Origin of the sequence: Blastomonas sp. (genome assembly GCF_041747255.1) — a bacterium.
GTDB lineage: Bacteria > Pseudomonadota > Alphaproteobacteria > Sphingomonadales > Sphingomonadaceae > Blastomonas.
Map to the genome: position 1 here is coordinate 1 of NZ_JBGTFM010000017.1, position 18160 is coordinate 18160.

General features: G+C 63.1%; 14 protein-coding genes and 1 pseudogene. 9 read left to right on the forward strand and 6 right to left on the reverse strand.

Annotated elements, in window-relative coordinates; genetic code table 11:
- The 4 genes and pseudogenes from ACEW8G_RS00640 to ACEW8G_RS00655 all read right to left on the reverse strand — a co-directional run.
- A pseudogene (locus ACEW8G_RS00640) lies at nucleotides 1–893 on the reverse strand (hypothetical protein); the annotation flags it as partial.
- Complete coding sequence (locus tag ACEW8G_RS00645) at nucleotides 893–3151, reverse strand: autotransporter assembly complex family protein (protein WP_373486534.1); 2259 nt, start codon at nucleotides 3149–3151, stop codon at nucleotides 893–895. The pseudogene ACEW8G_RS00640 and the gene ACEW8G_RS00645, both read right to left, overlap by 1 nt.
- 53 nt (nucleotides 3152–3204) lie before the next feature.
- Entirely contained in the window at nucleotides 3205–3960 is a 756-nt protein-coding gene (locus ACEW8G_RS00650; protein ID WP_373486521.1) for an arginyltransferase, read from the reverse strand.
- 251 nt (nucleotides 3961–4211) lie between these two features.
- Nucleotides 4212–5438 carry a threonine ammonia-lyase gene (locus ACEW8G_RS00655; RefSeq protein WP_373486522.1) on the reverse strand — a complete coding sequence of 409 codons (1227 nt, stop codon included), beginning with the start codon at nucleotides 5436–5438 and terminating at the stop codon, nucleotides 4212–4214.
- Between the two features lie 60 nt (nucleotides 5439–5498).
- Between ACEW8G_RS00655 and ACEW8G_RS00660 the strand changes: the two genes are divergently transcribed.
- Both ACEW8G_RS00660 and ACEW8G_RS00665 read left to right on the forward strand, forming a co-directional pair.
- Nucleotides 5499–6383, forward strand: coding sequence for an NAD(P)-dependent oxidoreductase (locus ACEW8G_RS00660; protein ID WP_373486523.1), 885 nt, complete (start codon nucleotides 5499–5501; stop codon nucleotides 6381–6383).
- A complete protein-coding gene (locus ACEW8G_RS00665) occupies nucleotides 6380–8041 on the forward strand; it encodes an amidohydrolase (protein ID WP_373486524.1) in 1662 nt (553 codons plus the stop codon). The genes ACEW8G_RS00660 and ACEW8G_RS00665 overlap by 4 nt, the downstream gene beginning before the upstream one ends.
- Before the next feature lie 222 nt (nucleotides 8042–8263).
- On the opposite strand, the gene ACEW8G_RS00670 is transcribed toward ACEW8G_RS00665, so the two are convergent.
- A complete protein-coding gene (locus ACEW8G_RS00670) occupies nucleotides 8264–8842 on the reverse strand; it encodes a hypothetical protein (RefSeq protein WP_373486525.1) in 579 nt (192 codons plus the stop codon).
- Nucleotides 8843–9114: 272 nt separating this feature from the next.
- On the opposite strand from ACEW8G_RS00670, the gene ACEW8G_RS00675 reads away from it, so the two are divergent.
- The 7 genes from ACEW8G_RS00675 to ACEW8G_RS00705 all read left to right on the forward strand — a co-directional run bounded on the left by ACEW8G_RS00675 (nucleotide 9115) and on the right by ACEW8G_RS00705 (nucleotide 17339).
- On the forward strand, nucleotides 9115–11247 hold the full coding sequence (locus ACEW8G_RS00675; RefSeq protein WP_373486526.1) for a S46 family peptidase: 2133 nt from the start codon (nucleotides 9115–9117) through the stop codon (nucleotides 11245–11247).
- A gap of 125 nt (nucleotides 11248–11372) precedes the next feature.
- Nucleotides 11373–14225, forward strand: coding sequence for a monovalent cation/H+ antiporter subunit A (locus tag ACEW8G_RS00680; RefSeq protein ID WP_373486527.1), 2853 nt, complete (start codon nucleotides 11373–11375; stop codon nucleotides 14223–14225).
- Nucleotides 14222–14593: a Na+/H+ antiporter subunit C gene (locus ACEW8G_RS00685; protein WP_373486528.1), complete on the forward strand. Its 372-nt coding sequence runs from the start codon at nucleotides 14222–14224 to the stop codon at nucleotides 14591–14593. The genes ACEW8G_RS00680 and ACEW8G_RS00685 overlap by 4 nt, the downstream gene beginning before the upstream one ends.
- On the forward strand, nucleotides 14590–16167 hold the full coding sequence (locus tag ACEW8G_RS00690; protein ID WP_373486529.1) for a monovalent cation/H+ antiporter subunit D: 1578 nt from the start codon (nucleotides 14590–14592) through the stop codon (nucleotides 16165–16167). The genes ACEW8G_RS00685 and ACEW8G_RS00690 overlap by 4 nt, the downstream gene beginning before the upstream one ends.
- A 1-nt stretch (nucleotide 16168) precedes the next feature.
- Nucleotides 16169–16654 carry a Na+/H+ antiporter subunit E gene (locus tag ACEW8G_RS00695; RefSeq protein WP_373486530.1) on the forward strand — a complete coding sequence of 162 codons (486 nt, stop codon included), beginning with the start codon at nucleotides 16169–16171 and terminating at the stop codon, nucleotides 16652–16654.
- Nucleotides 16651–16920 carry a K+/H+ antiporter subunit F gene (locus tag ACEW8G_RS00700; protein ID WP_373486531.1) on the forward strand — a complete coding sequence of 90 codons (270 nt, stop codon included), beginning with the start codon at nucleotides 16651–16653 and terminating at the stop codon, nucleotides 16918–16920. The genes ACEW8G_RS00695 and ACEW8G_RS00700 overlap by 4 nt, the downstream gene beginning before the upstream one ends.
- A complete protein-coding gene (locus tag ACEW8G_RS00705; RefSeq protein ID WP_373486532.1) occupies nucleotides 16917–17339 on the forward strand; it encodes a Na+/H+ antiporter subunit G in 423 nt (140 codons plus the stop codon). The genes ACEW8G_RS00700 and ACEW8G_RS00705 overlap by 4 nt, the downstream gene beginning before the upstream one ends.
- Before the next feature lie 19 nt (nucleotides 17340–17358).
- Here ACEW8G_RS00705 and ACEW8G_RS00710 read toward each other — a convergent pair.
- A partial coding sequence (locus tag ACEW8G_RS00710) for a zinc-binding dehydrogenase (protein ID WP_373486533.1) occupies nucleotides 17359–18160 on the reverse strand: 802 nt, incomplete at its 5' end.

Here is an 18160-nt window from a genome sequence, read left to right on the forward strand (position 1 = left end):
TAATCGGTGCCGAGCAACGACGCAGGGGTGACCGAACCGCGCAATGTGGTGAGGCCACGGCGCAGCGATACGTCGAGTGCGGCGAGCGGCGCTTCGCCCAGATTGGCGGCCAGCTTGCCCTGCCAGAAATCCCAGTCGCCCTGGCCGTTGATCGATGCCGCAAGATCCTGATCGAGCCCCGCGATGGCCGCGATAGCCCCATCGGCGCGCGCGGTAAGGTCAGCCGCGATCTGCAGCCGGTTCTGGTCGGGCAGCGCATCGATCTTCACCGCCAGCCTGTCGCTGCCACCGATCAGCGCGACCTGGCCATCGACCAGCACACGGCCAGAGCGGATATCGACCTTGGCCGCAAGATTGCCGACCCGGCGCGGCCCGGCGACGCCTTCGCTGATCACCAGCCCATCGGCGCGCAGCCGGTCGATGCGAATATCGAACGCGGGCAACAGCGGGTCATCAGGCTCACCGAGTCGCAGTTCAGGCAACGCGAGCAGGTTGCCGCGCACGATGTTCAGTTCGCGAATGTCCAGCTGGTTGGCAAGAAACGAAAAGGGGCGCCAGTCGAGCTCAGCGGAAGACGCACGGAAAAACACGCGCTTGCTATCGAACAATTCGACATCTCGCAGCACCGCCTTGCCGTAGATCGAGCCATCAATCCGCCCGACCCGCAGCTTGAGGCCGGAGTCAAGCTCATAGCCCTCGATCTGGTTGGCGATGAAACGACGACCCGGCGCAGTATCGAGCGCAAATGCCAACGCCAGGATGATGCCGGCCAGCACCAAAATGCCAAGCCCCACCCAACGCATCCACGCATAGCGCCGGCGCGCGCGCGGGACCGCGCTATCCTCCGGCGCGACCTGCACGGGCTCATCGGCAATGACCGCGTCATCCGCCATCAAAACGCCTGCCCCAGCGAGATATATACGCCCACGCGGCTGTCTCCGGGCCGGGGGTTGAGCGGCGTGCCGATGTCGACGCGCAGTGGTCCAAAGCTGCTGTAATAGCGCAGGCCGACGCCCACACCATAACGCAGGCCGCTGAAATCGGGCACGCTGTCTGCATAGACATTGCCCGCATCAAGAAACGGCACGACGCCGAAGGCCCCGAAACGCACGCGGGCCTCAAGCGAGAACTCAGCCAGTGCCTTGCCGCCAACCGGATCATCGTTGCCATCGCGCGGGCCGATCAGCTGGAAACCATAGCCGCGCACCGAGCCGCCGCCGCCCGCATAAAACCGGCGCGACGGCGCAATGTTGAACCGGTCTGCGCCAAGGATGCTGCCCACCCTCGCCCGCCCGGCGAGCACGATGTTGTCCGCGACCGACTGGTAATAGCTGCCGTCAATCTGGGCGCGTGCATAAAACTGGGTGCCGTCCTGCAGCGACGCTTCCGGCGATACCCGCGCGCCCAGCCGGAAGCCCCGCGACGGATCGAGCAGGTCATCGCTGCCATCATAGGCGAGCCCGACGGGCAGTGCGGCGATATAAAAGGTCTGGCGACTGCCGCCAATGCCCCGGGTGCGCCCGTCGCGTTCGTCGGTCAGTGCGAGTTCCGCACCCAGCGACCACGTCCATGTTTTCTGGAAGATCAGGTTGGACTGGCGCTCGATCGAGGCGGCGAGCAAGAACGTGCGCGCCTCAAAGGCTTCGCGATCGATGTTGCTTGCCAGCGCCTGCGCGGTCAGCACCTGATCGCGCTTTCTAAAGTTGTTGCGGCGGTAAATCAGGTTGGCGAGCTGTTCCTGTGTGCCGCCCACCAGCCGCGCACGCACCAGCCCCTCGGGCGGGAAGAAGTTGCGGTGCTCCCAGCTGACTTCGGCGCGGAACCCTTCGCCCGTGCCATAGCCCAGCTGACCCGCAATGGTGCGCAATGGCGCGGTTACCGTCTCGACCGTGATATCGACCGTGCCGAGCTCCTCGCCCGCAGGATCGCGCACCGCGACCGGGGACAGCGATACGGTCGAGACAAGTCCGGTGGCCAGAATGGCGCGGCGCAGGTCTTCAACCTCTGACGCCTGATAGAGATCGCCGGGCCTGAACCGGGCGATCCGCTGCAGGTGCCGCGCGCCAAACAGGCCGTCGTCTGCGGGCGCGATCGTGCCGAAGCGGAACTTGCCCCCCGGCGTCACCGGTTGGGTCAGCACGCCGCTGCGGTCATCATGATCAATCAGCAGATCTGGCTCGCCGGTCTCAGCAAAGGCAAAGCCCGACTCAGTGAGCTCGGTGAGCAGCTTGACGCGGCCAGCGGTGATCTTGTCGGCATTGGCCGGATCACCCGCCTGCACCCCGAATGCAGCGCGCATCGCTGGCACATCGACCCCCACCGCATCCAGCCCGGCCAGATCGACCGCGCTCAGCCGGTACAAGTCCCCCGGCGTGATATCGAAGGTCAGCGCGACACGCGTCGATACTTCCACCCGTTCGACGCGGTTCTGCACAAGCCCGTCAAAATAGCCGTAGACGCGCAACATGCTGTCGAGCAGGTCGCGGTCTTCAACTGCGCGGCGGTTGACCTGCGCCAGATTGGCGTCATCGCCGGACAGCTGTTCAAGCGTCGAAAGCGAGCGAAAGCGCGACGTAAAGTCACCGGTGTCGAGCGCGTCTTCATCCACATCGCCGGTAAAGTTCACCACCACCCGATACCGCACATCGCCATCAGCAATTTCGCGCAACGCCTGACGTTCCTCGCGACGCTCCGCGCGATCGGCCTCGCGTTCGGCGCGGCGCTCTGCCGATTGGGTGTCGTCAGTGAGGGCATCCCCATCGTCGCCAAGCGTTGCCTGTGCCAGCCCATCGCGCGCATCATCGGCGTTGGACGCCACCGCGCTGGTGTCGACGCTGTCTTCATCAACCGGGGCGGTATTTTCTGCGGTGAAACTGCCGGGCCAGGGGGGTACATCACCACCCTCTGGCCAATCGACCTCCATCCCCGGCAGCTGATCGAGCGGTGCCAGCGGATCGATGTCAAACGGGTCGCCCGCCAAAGGATCATCGGGGAATGGCTGAACGTTCGGCTGGGCGGGAGTCTGATCGGTGGTGGCTGCATCGGATGCAGCGGCATCTTGCGCGTGGGCATGACTGGAGAGCGCTGACAATCCTGCCAACGCGCATAAGCAACTTGCCTTCAAAAGACGCGCGGAGGCGTGAAACCGCATCAACCAAATAAGCTTTCACCCCAAACGGGTTCCATCCCGCGTTAAATTTAGCTTTAACCACCGTGTCCCATGCTTTGGGGGTCGAGCGGGTGCCAGCCATCGGGGCCAAGCATTTCAATCGGTTGGTACTTGATCTTGTACTGCATGCGCGGCGAGGATTTTACCCAATAGCCCAGATAGACATAGGGCAGCTCTGCCCGGGCCGCGCGCTGGATGTGGTCCATGATGATCATATTGCCCAGACCGCGCCGGGTGGGATGGTCTGGCTCAAAGAAACTGTAGATCATCGACAGGCCATCGCCTTGCTGGTCGGTCAGGCAGGCTCCCACCAGCTTGCCGGGACTGCCATCGGCGGCAGGCTCGCGATATTCCATAACATAGCTGCGCACCGGGCTGTGTTCGACCATATCGGCATAATCCATGTCGTCCATGTCAGACATGCCGCCGCCTGGATGGCGCGCCTTCAGATAGCGCTGCAGCAGATCATATTGCTCCTGCGTCGACCATGCCCGGCAGGCCGACACGATCAGATCGCTGTTGCGCTTGAGCACCTTGCGCTGCGCTGTGTTGGGGCGAAACTGGTTTGCGACGACCCGCACCGAGACGCAGGCGCGGCAATCAAGGCAGCTGGGCCGATAGGCAACATTCTGGCTGCGGCGGAAACCGATGCGGCCCAGCGCGTCGTTCAGCTCGTCAGCATGCGTGCCGTTCAGCTCGGTGAACACCTTGCGCTCGCTCTTGCCCGGAAGATACGGGCAAGGGCCGGGATTGGTCACGAAGAACCGAGGAAAACGGGCCGGTGCGCTCACGTGCGAAACGATCCTTGTGTTAGTTGGTTATGGCGGGTCGAAACTGTGCGGGGAATGCCCGCAAACAGCTATGACCGATAAACCGCAGCGGCACCAAGCCGGTTAACCAACATTCATGGTTAAGCCGCGCCAAGTCGAGTCAAAATGTCGGCAAACCGCGCCGCCCTTGTGGATAAAGAGTTGATTCATGCTGAATCAACCATCTTGATCACCGGTCCTTGCGCGCAGGAGGGGCACGTTCAGCGATCCCCTCAGGCCACCTCAACGAGACCGACGTCATAACCGTTCGCCTTGAGCGAGGCGATCAGGCCTTCGAGCTGGCTGCGGTCACGCGCCTCGCATTCAATGTCGGTGATCAGCCCCTTGGCGGGCAGATTGGTGAACACGCGCTGATGATAGATTTCGATGATATTGACCTGATGCGCATCAAACTCGCGCATCACCTTGAACAAAGCGCCGGGCCGGTCCTGCAGCGCGATGCGCAACCTTGCCAGTCGCCCGGAGCGCGCCAGATCGCGCAGCAGCACGTTGGCAAGCAGCCGCGTATCGATGTTGCCGCCGCACAGCACAACGCCCACGGTCTGCCCGCGAAACTGGTCAGGATGCGCGAGCAGCGCCGCGAGCCCGGCCGCGCCCGCCCCCTCGGCCACCGTCTTTTCAATTTGGAGCAACAGGCTGACGGCGGTTTCCAGCTGTGGTTCGCTCACCAGCACGATGTCGTCGGCCAGCGCGCGAACGATCTCACGGGTGAAGTCCCCAGGCTGCTTGACCGCGATCCCTTCGGCCAGGGTATCACCCTCGCAAGGATATTGCGTGCCCTTGAGCGTGTTGTACATGCTCGGGTAAAGCTCTGCCTGCACCCCGGTCAACTTGATCCCGGGCCGAAGCGCGCGCGCCGCTGTGCCCATGCCGGAGAACAGCCCGCCGCCGCCGATGGGGATCACCAGATGATCGATGTCGGGCGCATCCTCGAGCATCTCGATCGCCACCGTGCCCTGCCCCGCCGCGATCACCGGATCATCGAACGGATGCACGAAGGTCAGCCCCTCGGTAACCTCAAGCGCGCGGGCGTGGGCATAGGCGTCGTCATATTTCTCGCCGAACAGAATGACCTTGCCGCCATTGGCCTCGGTCTGCTGCACCTTGATGGTCGGCGTGGGCTTGGGCATCACGATGGTCACCGGAACGCCCAGCCGCGTGCCGTGCCACGCCAGCCCCTGCGCGTGGTTGCCGGCGGACGCCGCGATGACGCCCTTGGCGCGCGCCTCATCCGACATCTGGCTGAGGAAGTTGAGCGCGCCGCGTTCCTTGTAGGCCGCCGTAAACTGAAGGTTTTCAAACTTCAGATACACCGTTGCGCCGGTAATCGCCGACAGCGTCCTGCTGACCAAGGTGGGGGTGCGGACGATCGACCCGGCGATGCGGGTATGCGCAGCGCGGATATGATCAAGGGTGAGCAGGGCGGTTGGGCTGGTCATGTCGCCGGTGCCCCTAACCGATATGGCGCAGATTGAAAACATCCGTTAAGGCGGGCGTCTATGGCAAATATCGCATTCATCGGCATCGGCGTCATGGGCGGCCCGCTCGCCCGTCACCTTGGAAACAAGGGGCACAGTCTGGCGCTCTACAATCGCAGTCCCGCCAAGATCGAGACATGGCTGGCGGCGAACCCCCGGCTGGCCGAAGGCACGAGGATCGCCGCGACTCCCGCTGAGGCCGCCGAAGGTGTTGACGCGGTGGTGACATGCGTGGGCAATGACGATGACCTTGCGCAGGTGATCATGGGCCGGCAGGGGGCGTTCATGACCCTCAAAAAGGGCGGGCTGTTCATCGATCACACCACAGTGTCGGCCACCATCGCCCGGCAGATTTCGGTCGAGGGGCGCGCCAAGCGCATCCTGTGCGTCGATGCCCCGGTCACCGGCGGGCAGGCAGGCGCTGAGAACGGCACGTTGTCGATCATGTGTGGCGGCAAGAAGGACGCGGTCGATGCTGCCCGCCCGATCATGAAAAGCTATGCCGCGCGCATCGTCCACGTCGGTGGGCCGGGCGACGGCCAAGTCACCAAGATGGTCAATCAACTGTGTATCGCGGGCATTTTGGGCGGCCTGTCGGAGGCGATGCGTTTTGCGCAGGCGAGCCGGCTTGATCTCGACAAGGTGTTTTCCGCCATTTCAGGCGGCGCTGCGCAGAGCTGGCAGATGGATAACCGCTGGAAGACAATGTCTGAAGACAGCTTCGATTTCGGGTTCGCCATCGACTGGGTCCGCAAAGACTTGGGCCTCGCGCTTGATGAGGCGCGCAACAATGGCGCATCCATCCCGGTCGCCGCGCTGGTCGATCAGTTCTTTGCCGAAGCGCAGCATCTGGGCGCCGGGCGGCAGGACACCAGCGCGCTTATTCGCAGGTTGCCGCGCAAATGATCCGTCGCTCTGTGATTCTCGCGGTCGCATTGCTGGCCAGCACCGCCTCGCCCGCACTGGCCGATGGCCTGATCGACAACGTCAACGGCATGACGCTGGACGACAAGGGCAAGGTGGTAAACTTCACCGGGCTGGTGATCGACAACGATGGCAAGGTCAAGGCGCTGCTCGCCCGCCGCGACAAGCGCCCCGAGCGCCCCGATTACAAGCTCGACGGTGAGGGCCGGACACTGATGCCCGGGCTGATCGATGCGCATGGCCATGTCATGGGGCTGGGCTTTTCGCTGCTGACGCTCGACCTGTCGACCACGCGCTCGCTTGATGAGGCGCTGGCGAAGATCAAGGCTTATGCCGATGAAAACCCGACCCGGCCATGGATCATCGGGCGCGGCTGGAACCAGGAGAAATGGGGTCTGGGCCGATTCCCGACGGCGGCGGATCTTGACGCAGTGGTGTCTGATCGGCCGGTGTGGCTGGAGCGGGTCGATGGCCATGCCGGCTGGGCCAACAGTGAGGCGATACGGATTGCCGGGGTCAAGGCCGATGCCAAGGACCCGCCGGGGGGCCGGATCGAACGCATTGGTGGCAAGCCTGCCGGCGTGTTCGTCGATGCAGCCGAAGCGCTGATTGCAAAGTCAGTGCCCAGCCCGCGCGCGGTGGACCGCGATGCCGCGCTGATCGCGGCGCAGGACCATCTGCTGTCGCTGGGCATCACCGCGATTGCCGACATGGGCACCAGCCTTGACGACTGGCAGGCCTATCGCCGGGCGGGCGACGAAGGCCGTCTGAAACTGCGCATCATGGGCTATGCCAGCGGCATCGATGCGATGGTGGCCATCGCTGGGCCGCGTCCGACACCGTGGCTGTATGATGACAGGCTGCGGCTTAACGGGGTCAAGCTCTATCTCGACGGCGCGCTGGGATCGCGTGGCGCTCTGCTCAAGGCCGATTATGCCGACGCTCCGGGGCAGCGCGGCCTCGCCTTTGTCGGCGACACGCAGCTGCTCAACATGATGAGCCGCGCGGCGATGGATGATTTTCAGGTCGCCGCGCATGCCATTGGTGATGCTGCCAATGCGCAGGTGCTCGGAGCCATCGAGCAGCTCGCCGACGACTATAAGGGTGACCGGCGCTGGCGCATCGAACATGCGCAGATCATCGATCCACTCGATGTGCCCCGGCTGGCCAGGCATGGCATCATCGCCTCGATGCAGCCTGTCCACCAGATTTCGGACCGGCTGATGACCGAGGCGCGGCTGGGACCGGACCGGCTGGCGGGCGCCTATGCCTGGAAAACCATATCCGATGCAGGGGTCAAACTGGCCTTCGGGTCGGATACGCCGGTTGAATCGCCCGATCCATTCGCCGGGCTGGCCGCTGCGATCACCCGTGAGGGGGCCGACGGGCAGCCCTTTGGCGGCTGGCAGCCGCAGGAAAGGCTGAGCCGGGTGGCAGCGATTGATGCCTTCACCCGCAGCGCAGCCTTTGCCGGGTTTGCCGAATCGCGATTCGGCACGCTGCAGCCTGGGATGCGCGCCGATTTTGTGCTGATCGACACCGATCCGTTGCTCAGCAGCCCTACCGATGTGCGCAACACCAGCGTGGTGGAGACCTGGGTGGGCGGCCTGCGCCGCTATCAGCGCGATATAAAACGTTGAATTTCTGGGGATGTTGCAGCCCAGATTAATGGACTGTCAAGGAAGCGTTGCCTGCGTGCAACAGCTTATCATAAAAGGTTTAAATGCCGCGCAAAATGGCATTCGCACTTGCAAAATGGGAACCTTCCCCGTATCTGGCCATTGAACGCAATGCACACAACACTGATTGTGCGCGCAATGGGTTGCCTGATTTGATCCAATCTGGGTTTTTTCAGTCCGAGTTTAAGTGACGGAGATTACAATGAAGAATCGTATTGCTGCTGCCATGCTGGCCGCACTTGCCGTATCGGCCACGCCGGTACTCGCACAGGCTGCTGCACAGAACGTCGAGCGCGTTTCTGCTGCTTCGAGCGAAGACAGCGAAGCTGAAGGTAGCACTGGCATCATCATTGGTGTTCTTGCTGCTGCTGCCATCGTCGGCGGTATCGTTATCGCTGTTGACAGCGACAGCGACACTCCGACCAGCCCCTGATTTCGATCATGCTGGTCAGGGCGCTGCTCTGACAAAATAGAAAAGCGGGGCCTTGTGCCCCGTTTTTTTGTGCCTGCGATAAGCGAAAATTGTTGGCGTTGCGTCAAAAGGAAAATGGTGCGCAGCGCCATACCGACGTCCCAATCTTCGCACGCTGCGTAATCACGCCCCGGTAAAGACTTCCTGCACTCGCTGCGTCTGCGCGCAGCGATCTTTTCAATCTGCTGAAACGTCATGCGGTCGCCAATGTGCGGGACAATGTCTGCGCCCAGCACCAGTGACACATCATGGGTCTTGCACAGGCTTTCAAGTCGCGCGGCGATGTTCACTACATCGTCCAGCACCGAATGGCTGAACGGGCACGTGTCATGATGGCTCGACCCCCGCAGACCAGATTACGGGCAGCGATACACGCAGGCGATGGCCCGCATCACAGCATGATATGGCTTGGTCACGGCTGCTGTCCCGTCTGCCCCCATATATGTAACACCGTATCACCGCTTGATCATAGGCTCATATAGCGGCTATCGCGTTGCCACGCCGATACATCTTGCTGCGCACCTACACCCACCGTGGGTCCTGAATTTCCGGAGCTTATTCTATGCGTTATCCTGTCATGATCGGCGCATCCGCGCTGCTGTTCGCCGCGCCCGTTCTGGCTGAGGAAGGCATGTGGATGCCTGGGCAGACCCCTGCGCTGGGCGACAAACTGAAGGCAGCGGGTCTTGAGCTGTCGCCCGATGATCTGGGCAACCTGCAGGCCGCGCCGCTCAATGCAATCGTTTCGCTGGGTGGCTGCTCGGCATCATTCGTCAGCCCCGACGGCCTCGTCGCATCGAACCACCACTGCGTCTACGGATCGATCCAATACAATTCCAAGCCGGGTCAGGATTATCTGACCGACGGCTTCTTCGCCAAAACCAATGGCGATGAATTGCCCGCCGCACCTGGATCGCGCATCTTCGTGATCGAAGACCTGCGCGATGTAACCACGGCGATGAACAAGGGCATCACCAGCAGATTGTCTGGCCTTGACCGCTTCAATCGACTGGAAAGCAACCGCAAAATGCTGATTGCTGCGTGCGAGCAGCAGGCCAACCGCCGCTGCGACGTGCGGCCCTATTTTGGTGGCCAGACCTATTATCTGCAACAGCAGCTTGAGATCAAGGACGTGCGACTGGTCTACGCCCCGGCAGGCGGCACAGGCAATTTCGGCGGCGAGACCGACAACTGGCAGTGGCCACGCCACACCGGCGATTTCGGCTTTTACCGCGCCTATGTCGCGCCCGATGGTGCATCGCTGCCCTATGCCAAGGAAAACGTTCCCTACAAGCCCAAGTCGTGGCTGAAGATTGCGCAAACGCCGCTTAAGGACGGCGATTTCGTGATGGTCGCAGGCTTCCCGGGCGTCACCCAGCGGCATTGGACCGCCGCCGAGGTTCGCCACAATTTCGATCAGGTCTATGCCATCGACCAGCAGCTGCGTGCCGATTATTCATCGGCAATCGAAAAGGCAATTGCGGGCAACGCCGATGCCGAGATCAAATATGCCTCGATCCTCAAGGGATCAGACAATTATAAAAAGAAGCTGCTGGGCGAGATCGCCGGGGCCGACGCGATTGACCTGATGGGTCGCAAGGCGCGTGACGATGCCGCGTTTCGCGCATGGGTCGCTGCCGACGCCGCCCGCACCGCACAATATGGCGCGGCGCTGACCAGCCTTGATGGCTTGGTCGGGGAGAGCAATCAGGCGCGCGTTGACAATCTGCGCCTCGCCACACTGGGCCGGGCGCAGCTGCTGTCAGCGGCGCAGATCCTTTACCGCTGGTCAAAGGAGCGCGAAAAGCCTGATGCGCAGCGCGAACCGGGCTATCAGGACCGTGACCGGCTGGGCATCCGCGAGCGGCTGACCCAGGTTGAGCGCCGGTTTGACGCAGGGGTCGACAAGCAGCTGCTTCAGCAGGCGCTCGGCGAATATGCCAAGGTCAGCGCCGACAAGCGCAACGCCCCGCTTGAGGCCAGGATCGCCAGCATTGGCATCGACCGGCTGTATGCTGACACTATGCTGGGCGACACCGCACAGCGCATCGCGTGGATGGACAAGCCCGCATCCGAATTCGAAGCCTCAAGCGACCCGTTCCTCCAGCTGGCGGTCGCCGCCTATCCCGGCACGATGGCGGATCAGGACAAGACCAAGGACCGCGCCGGCAAGCTGCAGGCGGCTCGCGCGCAAGTGATGGCGGGGCAGCTTGCCTTTGCCCAGAGCCAGGGCCGCACGCTGTTTCCCGATGCCAACGGGTCGCTGCGTTTCACCTATGGCAAGGTCACCGGCAAGCAGCGCGACGGCCTGATCTGGACACCGTTCACCACTGCGGAAGGGCTGGTCGCCAAGCACACCGGGCGTGGTGAATTCGATGCGCCCGATCTGGTGATCGAAAAGCTGAAGGCGCGCGATTTCGGCAGCTATGCCGATGCGACGCTGGGCACCCTGCCGATCAACTATCTGTCGACCGTCGACATCACCAACGGCAATTCGGGTTCTGCGACGCTGAACAGCAAGGGTGAGTTTGTCGGTCTGGCATTCGATGGCACGCTTGATGGTGTGGTGTCGGATTGGTCCTATGATGCGGGCATCAACCGTACCATCCATGTCGACAGCCGCTACATGCTGTGGACCATGGCCAAGATCGACGGTGCGGGCCGCCTGCTGAAAGAGATGGGCGTCAACTGGTAAGCCTGACGGCGGATTGCGGGCGGTTTTGGTTGTTATCGCGATTGGCCTTGGTCTAAGGATGACCAAAGGCGTCAACCGCGCGCCTGCCCAAACCGGACTGTAAAACGAAAGGTCGCGCCCAGCCAATGGCGATCCCATTGACTCTCTACACGCTTGTCTCGCTGCCATTCGTTGTTGCCTTGCTCATTGCCGTCAGCGGCACGCATCAGCGCAGCCTCCATGCGGGACTGGCGGCGGCGGGCAGTGCCATCGGCTTTGCGCTGATCGTTTCCGTCGCCGGGCGGGTAACGGGCGGCGAGATACTGGCCGTTACGACGCCTTGGGTTCCGGCCATCGGGCTCGACATTTCGCTGATGATCGATCCGTTGGGCCTGATGTTTGCCGGGCTGATCCTCGGCATTGGCCTGCTGGTCATGATCTTCAGCCATTTTTACCTCGGCAAGGGAGAGGCGACGGCGCGTTTCTATGCCAGCCTGATGCTGTTTCAGGGGGCGATGCTAGGCATTGTCATTTCGGGCAATGTCCTGATGCTGCTCATTTTCTGGGAATTGACCAGCCTGTCGTCTTTCCTGCTGATCGGCTTTTGGCAGCACAAGGCAGAGGCGCGACAGGGCGCGCGCATGGCACTGGCGATCACCGGTGGCGGCGGGCTGGTGCTGATCGCAGGAATGCTGCTGCTGGGTATCACCGCCGGGTCGTTCGATCTGCTGACGATCTTGCAAAGCGGCGATGTCATCCAGGCCTCGCCACTCTATCCGGTCATTCTGGTGCTGATCCTGATCGGCTGTTTCACCAAGTCCGCGCAGTTTCCGTTCCATTTCTGGTTGCCACACGCCATGGCCGCGCCGACGCCGGTCAGCGCCTATCTACATTCGGCGACGATGGTGAAGGCGGGCGTGTTCCTGCTGGCGCGGCTGTGGCCGGTGCTGTCGGGCACTGATCTTTACACAATCATCGTCACCAGCGTCGGCTTGATCACCATGACTTTCGGCGCATGGGTGGCGCTGTTCCGTCATGATCTGAAGAGCATCCTTGCCTATTCAACGATCAGCCAGCTTGGCCTGCTCGTCATGCTGCTGGGCTTTTCGATTAAGATGGCTGCGGTTGCTGCGGTGTTCCACATCATCAACCATGCCGCGTTCAAGGCGGCGCTGTTCATGTCGGCGGGCATCGTCGATCATGAAACCGGCACGCGTGACATCCGGCGGCTGGGCGGGCTGGCCAAGGTCATGCCGGTGACCGCAATCATCGTGACACTGGCCGCCGCCGCGATGGCCGGACTGCCGCCGCTTGGTGGGTTTATTTCCAAAGAAATGATGCTCGACGAGACGCTGGAGGTCGGGTTGTTCGGTCTGCCCTGGTTGGTGCCGGTGATCGCGACCATCGCGGCGACGCTGTCGGTCGGCTATTCGTTGCGCCTCGCCGTACACCTGTTCTTCGGCAGTGCGCGCGATCCCGAGCCCTATGCCCGGGCGCATGATCCGGGCTTTGGCATGTGGGCATCGCCAGCGCTGTTGGTGATCATCGCGGTGCTGCTCGGCTTTGCGCCCATGCTGCTTGCCGGGCCGCTGGTGGTGTCGGTTGCCAGCGCGGTCATCGGCGGGGAAGCGCCAGAGCCGGGCCTGGCGCTGTGGCATGGCGTCAATCTCGCGCTGGGCATGAGCCTGTTTGCAGTTGCCATCGGCGTGCTGCTGCTGTGGCGGCATGGCCCGCTGCTGCGATGGTATGAGGCGATGCGCCACCTCGATGCCAAGTCGCTGTTCCAGAGCACGTTGACCAGCGCCGACACAGTCGTGCGCAAGCTGATCGTCGCCACCCACAGCCCCTCGCTGCAGCGGATGCTGTTGGCGACCTTTGCGGTGATCGTATTGCTGATCATCGAAGGCGCGCTCACCGGCGGCGGCAGCTTTACCGGCACGCGCGCGGGGCTAGCCGCATCACCTGTCGCCATCGGCGCGTGGCTGCTGCTGATCGCCGCCACCGGCGCGGTGATCTATGCCGAGCGCCAGCGGTTCATCGCGCTCATCTATATCAGCGTCATCGGGCTGATCATCGCGTTGGCGTTCGTGCACCTGTCCGCGCCCGATCTGGCGCTGACCCAGATCTCGGTCGAGGTGGTGACCATCTTGCTGCTGCTGCTGGCGCTCAATCTGATGCCCAAAAAGCCGCCGGTGCTGTCAAGCGCGCCGCAGCGCTGGCGCGATGCGCTGCTGGCGATCACCGGCGGGCTGGGAGTTGGTGGTGCGGCCTGGGCAATGCTGACGCGCAATCCCAATGATCCGATTTCAAGCTATCACCTCGCCAAAAGCTATTCGGGCGGCGGCGGGACCAATGTCGTCAACGTGACGCTGGTTGATTTCCGCGCGTTCGATACGCTGGGAGAGATCATCGTGCTGGGCATCGCCGGGCTCGCCATCTTCGCGTTGCTTGACACCACATCGCGCGGGGCGGCAGGCGCGCGACTGCGATCCTGGCAGGAAGACATGCCGCACTCGCCCGAGCGCCATCCGGTGATGTTCGTGATGTCCACGCGCATCCTGCTGCCGCTGGTGCTGGCGGCGGGCATCTATATCTTCCTGCGCGGCCACAACGAGCCGGGCGGCGGTTTCATCGCCGCGCTGGTGGTGGCGATTGCCTTTCTGCTGCAATATCTCGCATCGGGCTTTGACTGGACCGATGCGCGGCGGCGGGTTGGCGAGCATTTCATGATTGCCTTTGGCGTGCTGGTGGCGATGGCCACCGGGCTTGGATCGCTGGTGTTCGGGGCGAACTTCCTCGCCAGTGCGTTTGACTATTACACGCTGCCGCTGGTCGGTGAGTTCGAGCTCGCGACCGCGCTGTTGTTTGACATCGGCGTGTTCGCAGTTGTGTTCGGCGCGGTGATGATGGCGCTCCAGCAGCTCAGCCACATCGCGCAGCGCGCCGCACGCGCGCATGCTGCGCAGCTGGACGCTGACGGCGAGGAGGGCAGCCCATGACCCTCGAATTTCTGGTCGCCAGCGCGATTGGCGTGCTGACAGCAGGCGGCATCTACATGATATTGCGCGGCCGCACCTTTCAGGTGGTGCTGGGTCTCACACTGTTTTCTTATGCGGTGAACCTGTTCCTGTTCGCATCGGGCCGCCTGACGGTCAACCGCCCGCCGATCTGGTCAAAGACTGTCACCGAATACGCCGATCCCTTGCCGCAAGCGCTGGTGCTGACCGCGATTGTCATCACCTTTGGCATGACCGCTTTTGCGGTGGTCCTGGCGCTGCGCAGCTTCCTTGAAACAGGCAGCGATCAGGTTGATGGCGATATCGCCCCGTGCGATGCCAACGCCAAAAACACCAAGGCCGAGCGATGAGCCTCACCGCGCATCTTGCCATCGCGCCGGTCGTGATCCCTGCACTCGCCGCGCCGATTGCGCTGCTGGTGATGCGCCGCAGACGGCATCTGGGCATCGGTCTGTCGTTTGCGTCTTGCGCCTTGATGCTGGTCGCGGCGCTGGTGCTGCTCAATGCATCCGCCGATGGCACGATCCGCACCTATGAGCTGGGCGATTGGCCCGCGCCGTTTGGCATCGTGCTGGTGGTCGACCGCCTGTCGGCGATCATGCTCACGCTCGCCGCCAGCCTGTCGCTGATCGCGATGATCCACGCGGTGCTGACCCGCGCCGACCGCAAGGGCTGGCATTTCCATCCGCTGTTCCAGTTCCAGATGCTGGGACTCAACGGCGCGTTTCTTACCGGCGATCTGTTCAACCTGTTCGTGTTCTTTGAGGTGTTGCTGATCGCGTCCTACGGCCTGATGCTGCACGGCCAGGGTCCGGTGCGGCTCAAGGCCGGGGTGCAATATGTCATCGTCAACATCGTTGGCTCGTCGCTGTTCCTGATCGCGCTCGGCCTGCTTTATGCGCTTACCGGCACGCTCAACATGGCCGACATGGGCCTGCGCGTCGCCGAGATCGGCCCGGATGATCAGGGGCTGCTGCGCGTTGCGGCGCTGTTGCTGGTCAGCGTGTTCGCGTTGAAGGCTGCGGTCGTGCCGCTGCACCTGTGGTTGCCGCGCACCTATGCCGTCACCACGCCAGCGGTCGCGGCGCTGTTTGCGATCATGACCAAGGTCGGCGTCTATTCGATCATCCGTGTCGTGCCGCAGGTGTTCGGCGATGGCGCAGGCGCCGCCGCCTGGGCGCCCGCCCCCTATCTGCTTCCTGCCGCGATCATCACCACCATCGTCGGCTTTGCCGGCGTGTTCGTGGCGCGCACCCTGTCAGAACAGGCCGCCTATGCGATCATCGGATCGACCGGCACGCTGCTGATTGCGGTCGCCGGATGGCAGGTGGAGACGTTGACCGCTGCGCTCTATTATCTGGTTCACTCGACATTGGCGGGCGCGGCGCTGTTTTTGGTGGCCGATGTCGTTGCGCGTCGACGGGCGAGCTTTGGCAACAGCGCCAGCCCCGGCCCGGCGTTTGCCCAGCGACAGCTCGCTGGTCTGCTGTTCATGGCCGCCGCGATCGCCGCGACCGGCCTGCCGCCGCTCTCGGGCTTTATCGGCAAGCTGCTGATCCTCGAATCGGTCGCTGGCCTGCCGGGCTGGGGCTGGTCGTGGGCCGCGATTCTGGCCTCGACACTGATCGGGGTAATCGGCTTCGCGCGCACCGGGAGCGTCATCTTCTGGAAGGACGCTGATCACAAGAATGCTGAACACAAGGACGCCGGTCACCAGGACGCTGGGCACAACGACGCTGGGCACAGGGACGAGGCCGAGCCAGTCATTGCCCTGCGCCGGGACATGATCGCGCCGGTGATCGCCATCGCCTTGCTCACGGCTTTGTCCGTTGGCGCAGGCTGGGCGACGGCGTATGCAGGGGAGGCCGCTGCGCAGATCCTCGACAACAACGCCACCGTGCGCGCCGTGCTGGGGGAGGGCTGAGATGCGCCGCGTGATACCGCACCCTGGCCTGTCGGTCCTGCTGGTGATCTTCTGGCTGCTGATGGCCAATTCCTTGAGCTTTGGCGGGCTGCTGATCGGCATCATCATCGGCATTGTCCTGCCGATCTTCACCGCGCCGTTCTGGCCGGGGCGACCCAATGTCAGGCACCGTGCGGGCTTTGTTTATCTTGCCATCGTGTTGTGGGACATCGTGACCGCCAATTTTGAGGTGGCGGCAATCATCCTGTTCAAGCGCAACCGTCACCTGAAGCCGGCCTGGCTGGTGATCCCGATCGAGCTGACCTCGCCCGAGGCGATCACCGTGCTCGCCGGTACGATCAGCCTGACGCCCGGCACGGTTTCGTCCGATGTGTCATCCTGCGGCAACTATCTGCTTGTCCACGCGCTCGACTCGCCTGAGCCCGAGGCGGACATCGCGCGGATCAAAACGCGCTACGAGGCGCGTCTGAAAAAGGTGTTTGCATGATCGAATATGCTGTCATCTTCGGCTTCGTCTGCCTCACGCTGGCGCTGGCGCTTAACCTTTGGCGGTTGCTGAAGGGACCATCGATCGGCGACCGAATCGTTGCGCTCGATACGATGGTGATCAACGCCATCGCCACCATCGTTCTGATCGGCATCGCGCAGGCGAGCGACACTTTTTTTGAAGCGGCATTGCTGCTGGCGATGGTCGGCTTCATCGGCACGGTCGCCTATTGCAAGTTCATGCTGCGCGGGGACATCATCGAATGACCGCCCTGCCGCTTATCGCAGAAATCGTCACCAGTCTGATGATCATCATCGGCGCGGGCTTTGCGCTGATCGGCAGCTGGGGTCTGGTGCGGCTGCCGACGCTGATGGAACGGCTGCACGGCCCCACCAAGGCGACGACGCTCGGGCTTGGCGGCATGCTGATCGGCTCGATGCTGTATTTTCAGTTGTTTGAGGGCCGCTGGTCCGCGCATGAACTGCTGATCACGCTGTTCTTGTTCATCACCGCGCCGATTTCTGCCAACATGATCGCCAAGGTGCATCTGCACGACCTGCGCGACAGACGGGTGCCGATCACCAAGGGACCGGCAGGCGCGCCGCCCAAGGCACCGGGTGAAAGCGACTGGGCCACCTATGAGGCCCCGCACCCCAAATCTGCGGCGCGGACGTCAGAGGAATAGCGCTCGACTGGTCAGGCGATCACAGCGCCAGTTGCGGGCAGACCAGAAACTTCTCGCCCGTCGTCTTGGCCCCATAGCGCTTGACGACATCGGCCTGCAGCGCCTGCGCCAACGAGATATCATCGGTGTAATGGCTGGCAAAGGTCGTGGTGAGCTCATTGGCGACGCGGGCGCGCAGCCGCATCGCGACATCGCCGCCCGCCTTGGCCAGAAAGTTGGGCAGCAGCCAGCCGCCGACGCCCCAGGCCATGCCATAGCCACGGTTGAGCACCGTCGCCGATGTGTCGAGCCCGCCATACAAATAGACCTGCTTGTGCTTGACCGATCCGTAAATGCTGTAGGCCCCCGGGGTGCGCGCCGCCGCCGCCTCCATCGCGCTGAGGATCGATGAGGCAAGCGTGCCGCCACCGGTTGCGTCAAACGCCAGCGTCGCGCCGGTGGCGTGGATCGCATCGGTCAAGTCGGCCATGAAGCTGTCGCTGCTGCTGTCGATGATATGCTCTGCCCCCATGTCGCGCAGCAGCTTGGCGTGCTCGGGCTTGCGCACGATGTTGACCAGGGCCACGCCATCGGCCTGGCAGATGCGGTTGAGCATCACGCCAAGGTTGGATGCCGCCGCCGTATGCACCAGCGCCTCATGGCCCTCCATGCGCATCGTCTCGATCATCGACAGCGCGGTCAGCGGGTTGACGAAGCATGACGCGCCATCGCGCGCGCTGTGTTCGGGCAGCAGCGGCAGGCACATACCCGCCGGCGCAATGCGATATTGCGCATACATGCCGCCGCCCATCACCGCCACGGTCTTGCCGAGCAGCGCCTGC

What these genes read in the sequence shown, in the direction of transcription:
- ACEW8G_RS00680 (WP_373486527.1), top strand. Translation starts at nt 11,373, where the DNA reads ATGGCGATCCCATTGACTCTCTACACGCTTGTCTCGCTGCCATTCGTT.
- ACEW8G_RS00655 (WP_373486522.1), bottom strand. Translation starts at nt 5,438, where the DNA reads ATGACCAGCCCAACCGCCCTGCTCACCCTTGATCATATCCGCGCTGCG.
- ACEW8G_RS00675 (WP_373486526.1), top strand. Translation starts at nt 9,115, where the DNA reads ATGCGTTATCCTGTCATGATCGGCGCATCCGCGCTGCTGTTCGCCGCG.
- ACEW8G_RS00700 (WP_373486531.1), top strand. Translation starts at nt 16,651, where the DNA reads ATGATCGAATATGCTGTCATCTTCGGCTTCGTCTGCCTCACGCTGGCG.
- ACEW8G_RS00665 (WP_373486524.1), top strand. Translation starts at nt 6,380, where the DNA reads ATGATCCGTCGCTCTGTGATTCTCGCGGTCGCATTGCTGGCCAGCACC.
- ACEW8G_RS00705 (WP_373486532.1), top strand. Translation starts at nt 16,917, where the DNA reads ATGACCGCCCTGCCGCTTATCGCAGAAATCGTCACCAGTCTGATGATC.
- ACEW8G_RS00660 (WP_373486523.1), top strand. Translation starts at nt 5,499, where the DNA reads ATGGCAAATATCGCATTCATCGGCATCGGCGTCATGGGCGGCCCGCTC.
- ACEW8G_RS00690 (WP_373486529.1), top strand. Translation starts at nt 14,590, where the DNA reads ATGAGCCTCACCGCGCATCTTGCCATCGCGCCGGTCGTGATCCCTGCA.
- ACEW8G_RS00685 (WP_373486528.1), top strand. Translation starts at nt 14,222, where the DNA reads ATGACCCTCGAATTTCTGGTCGCCAGCGCGATTGGCGTGCTGACAGCA.
- ACEW8G_RS00645 (WP_373486534.1), bottom strand. Translation starts at nt 3,151, where the DNA reads ATGCGGTTTCACGCCTCCGCGCGTCTTTTGAAGGCAAGTTGCTTATGC.
- ACEW8G_RS00695 (WP_373486530.1), top strand. Translation starts at nt 16,169, where the DNA reads ATGCGCCGCGTGATACCGCACCCTGGCCTGTCGGTCCTGCTGGTGATC.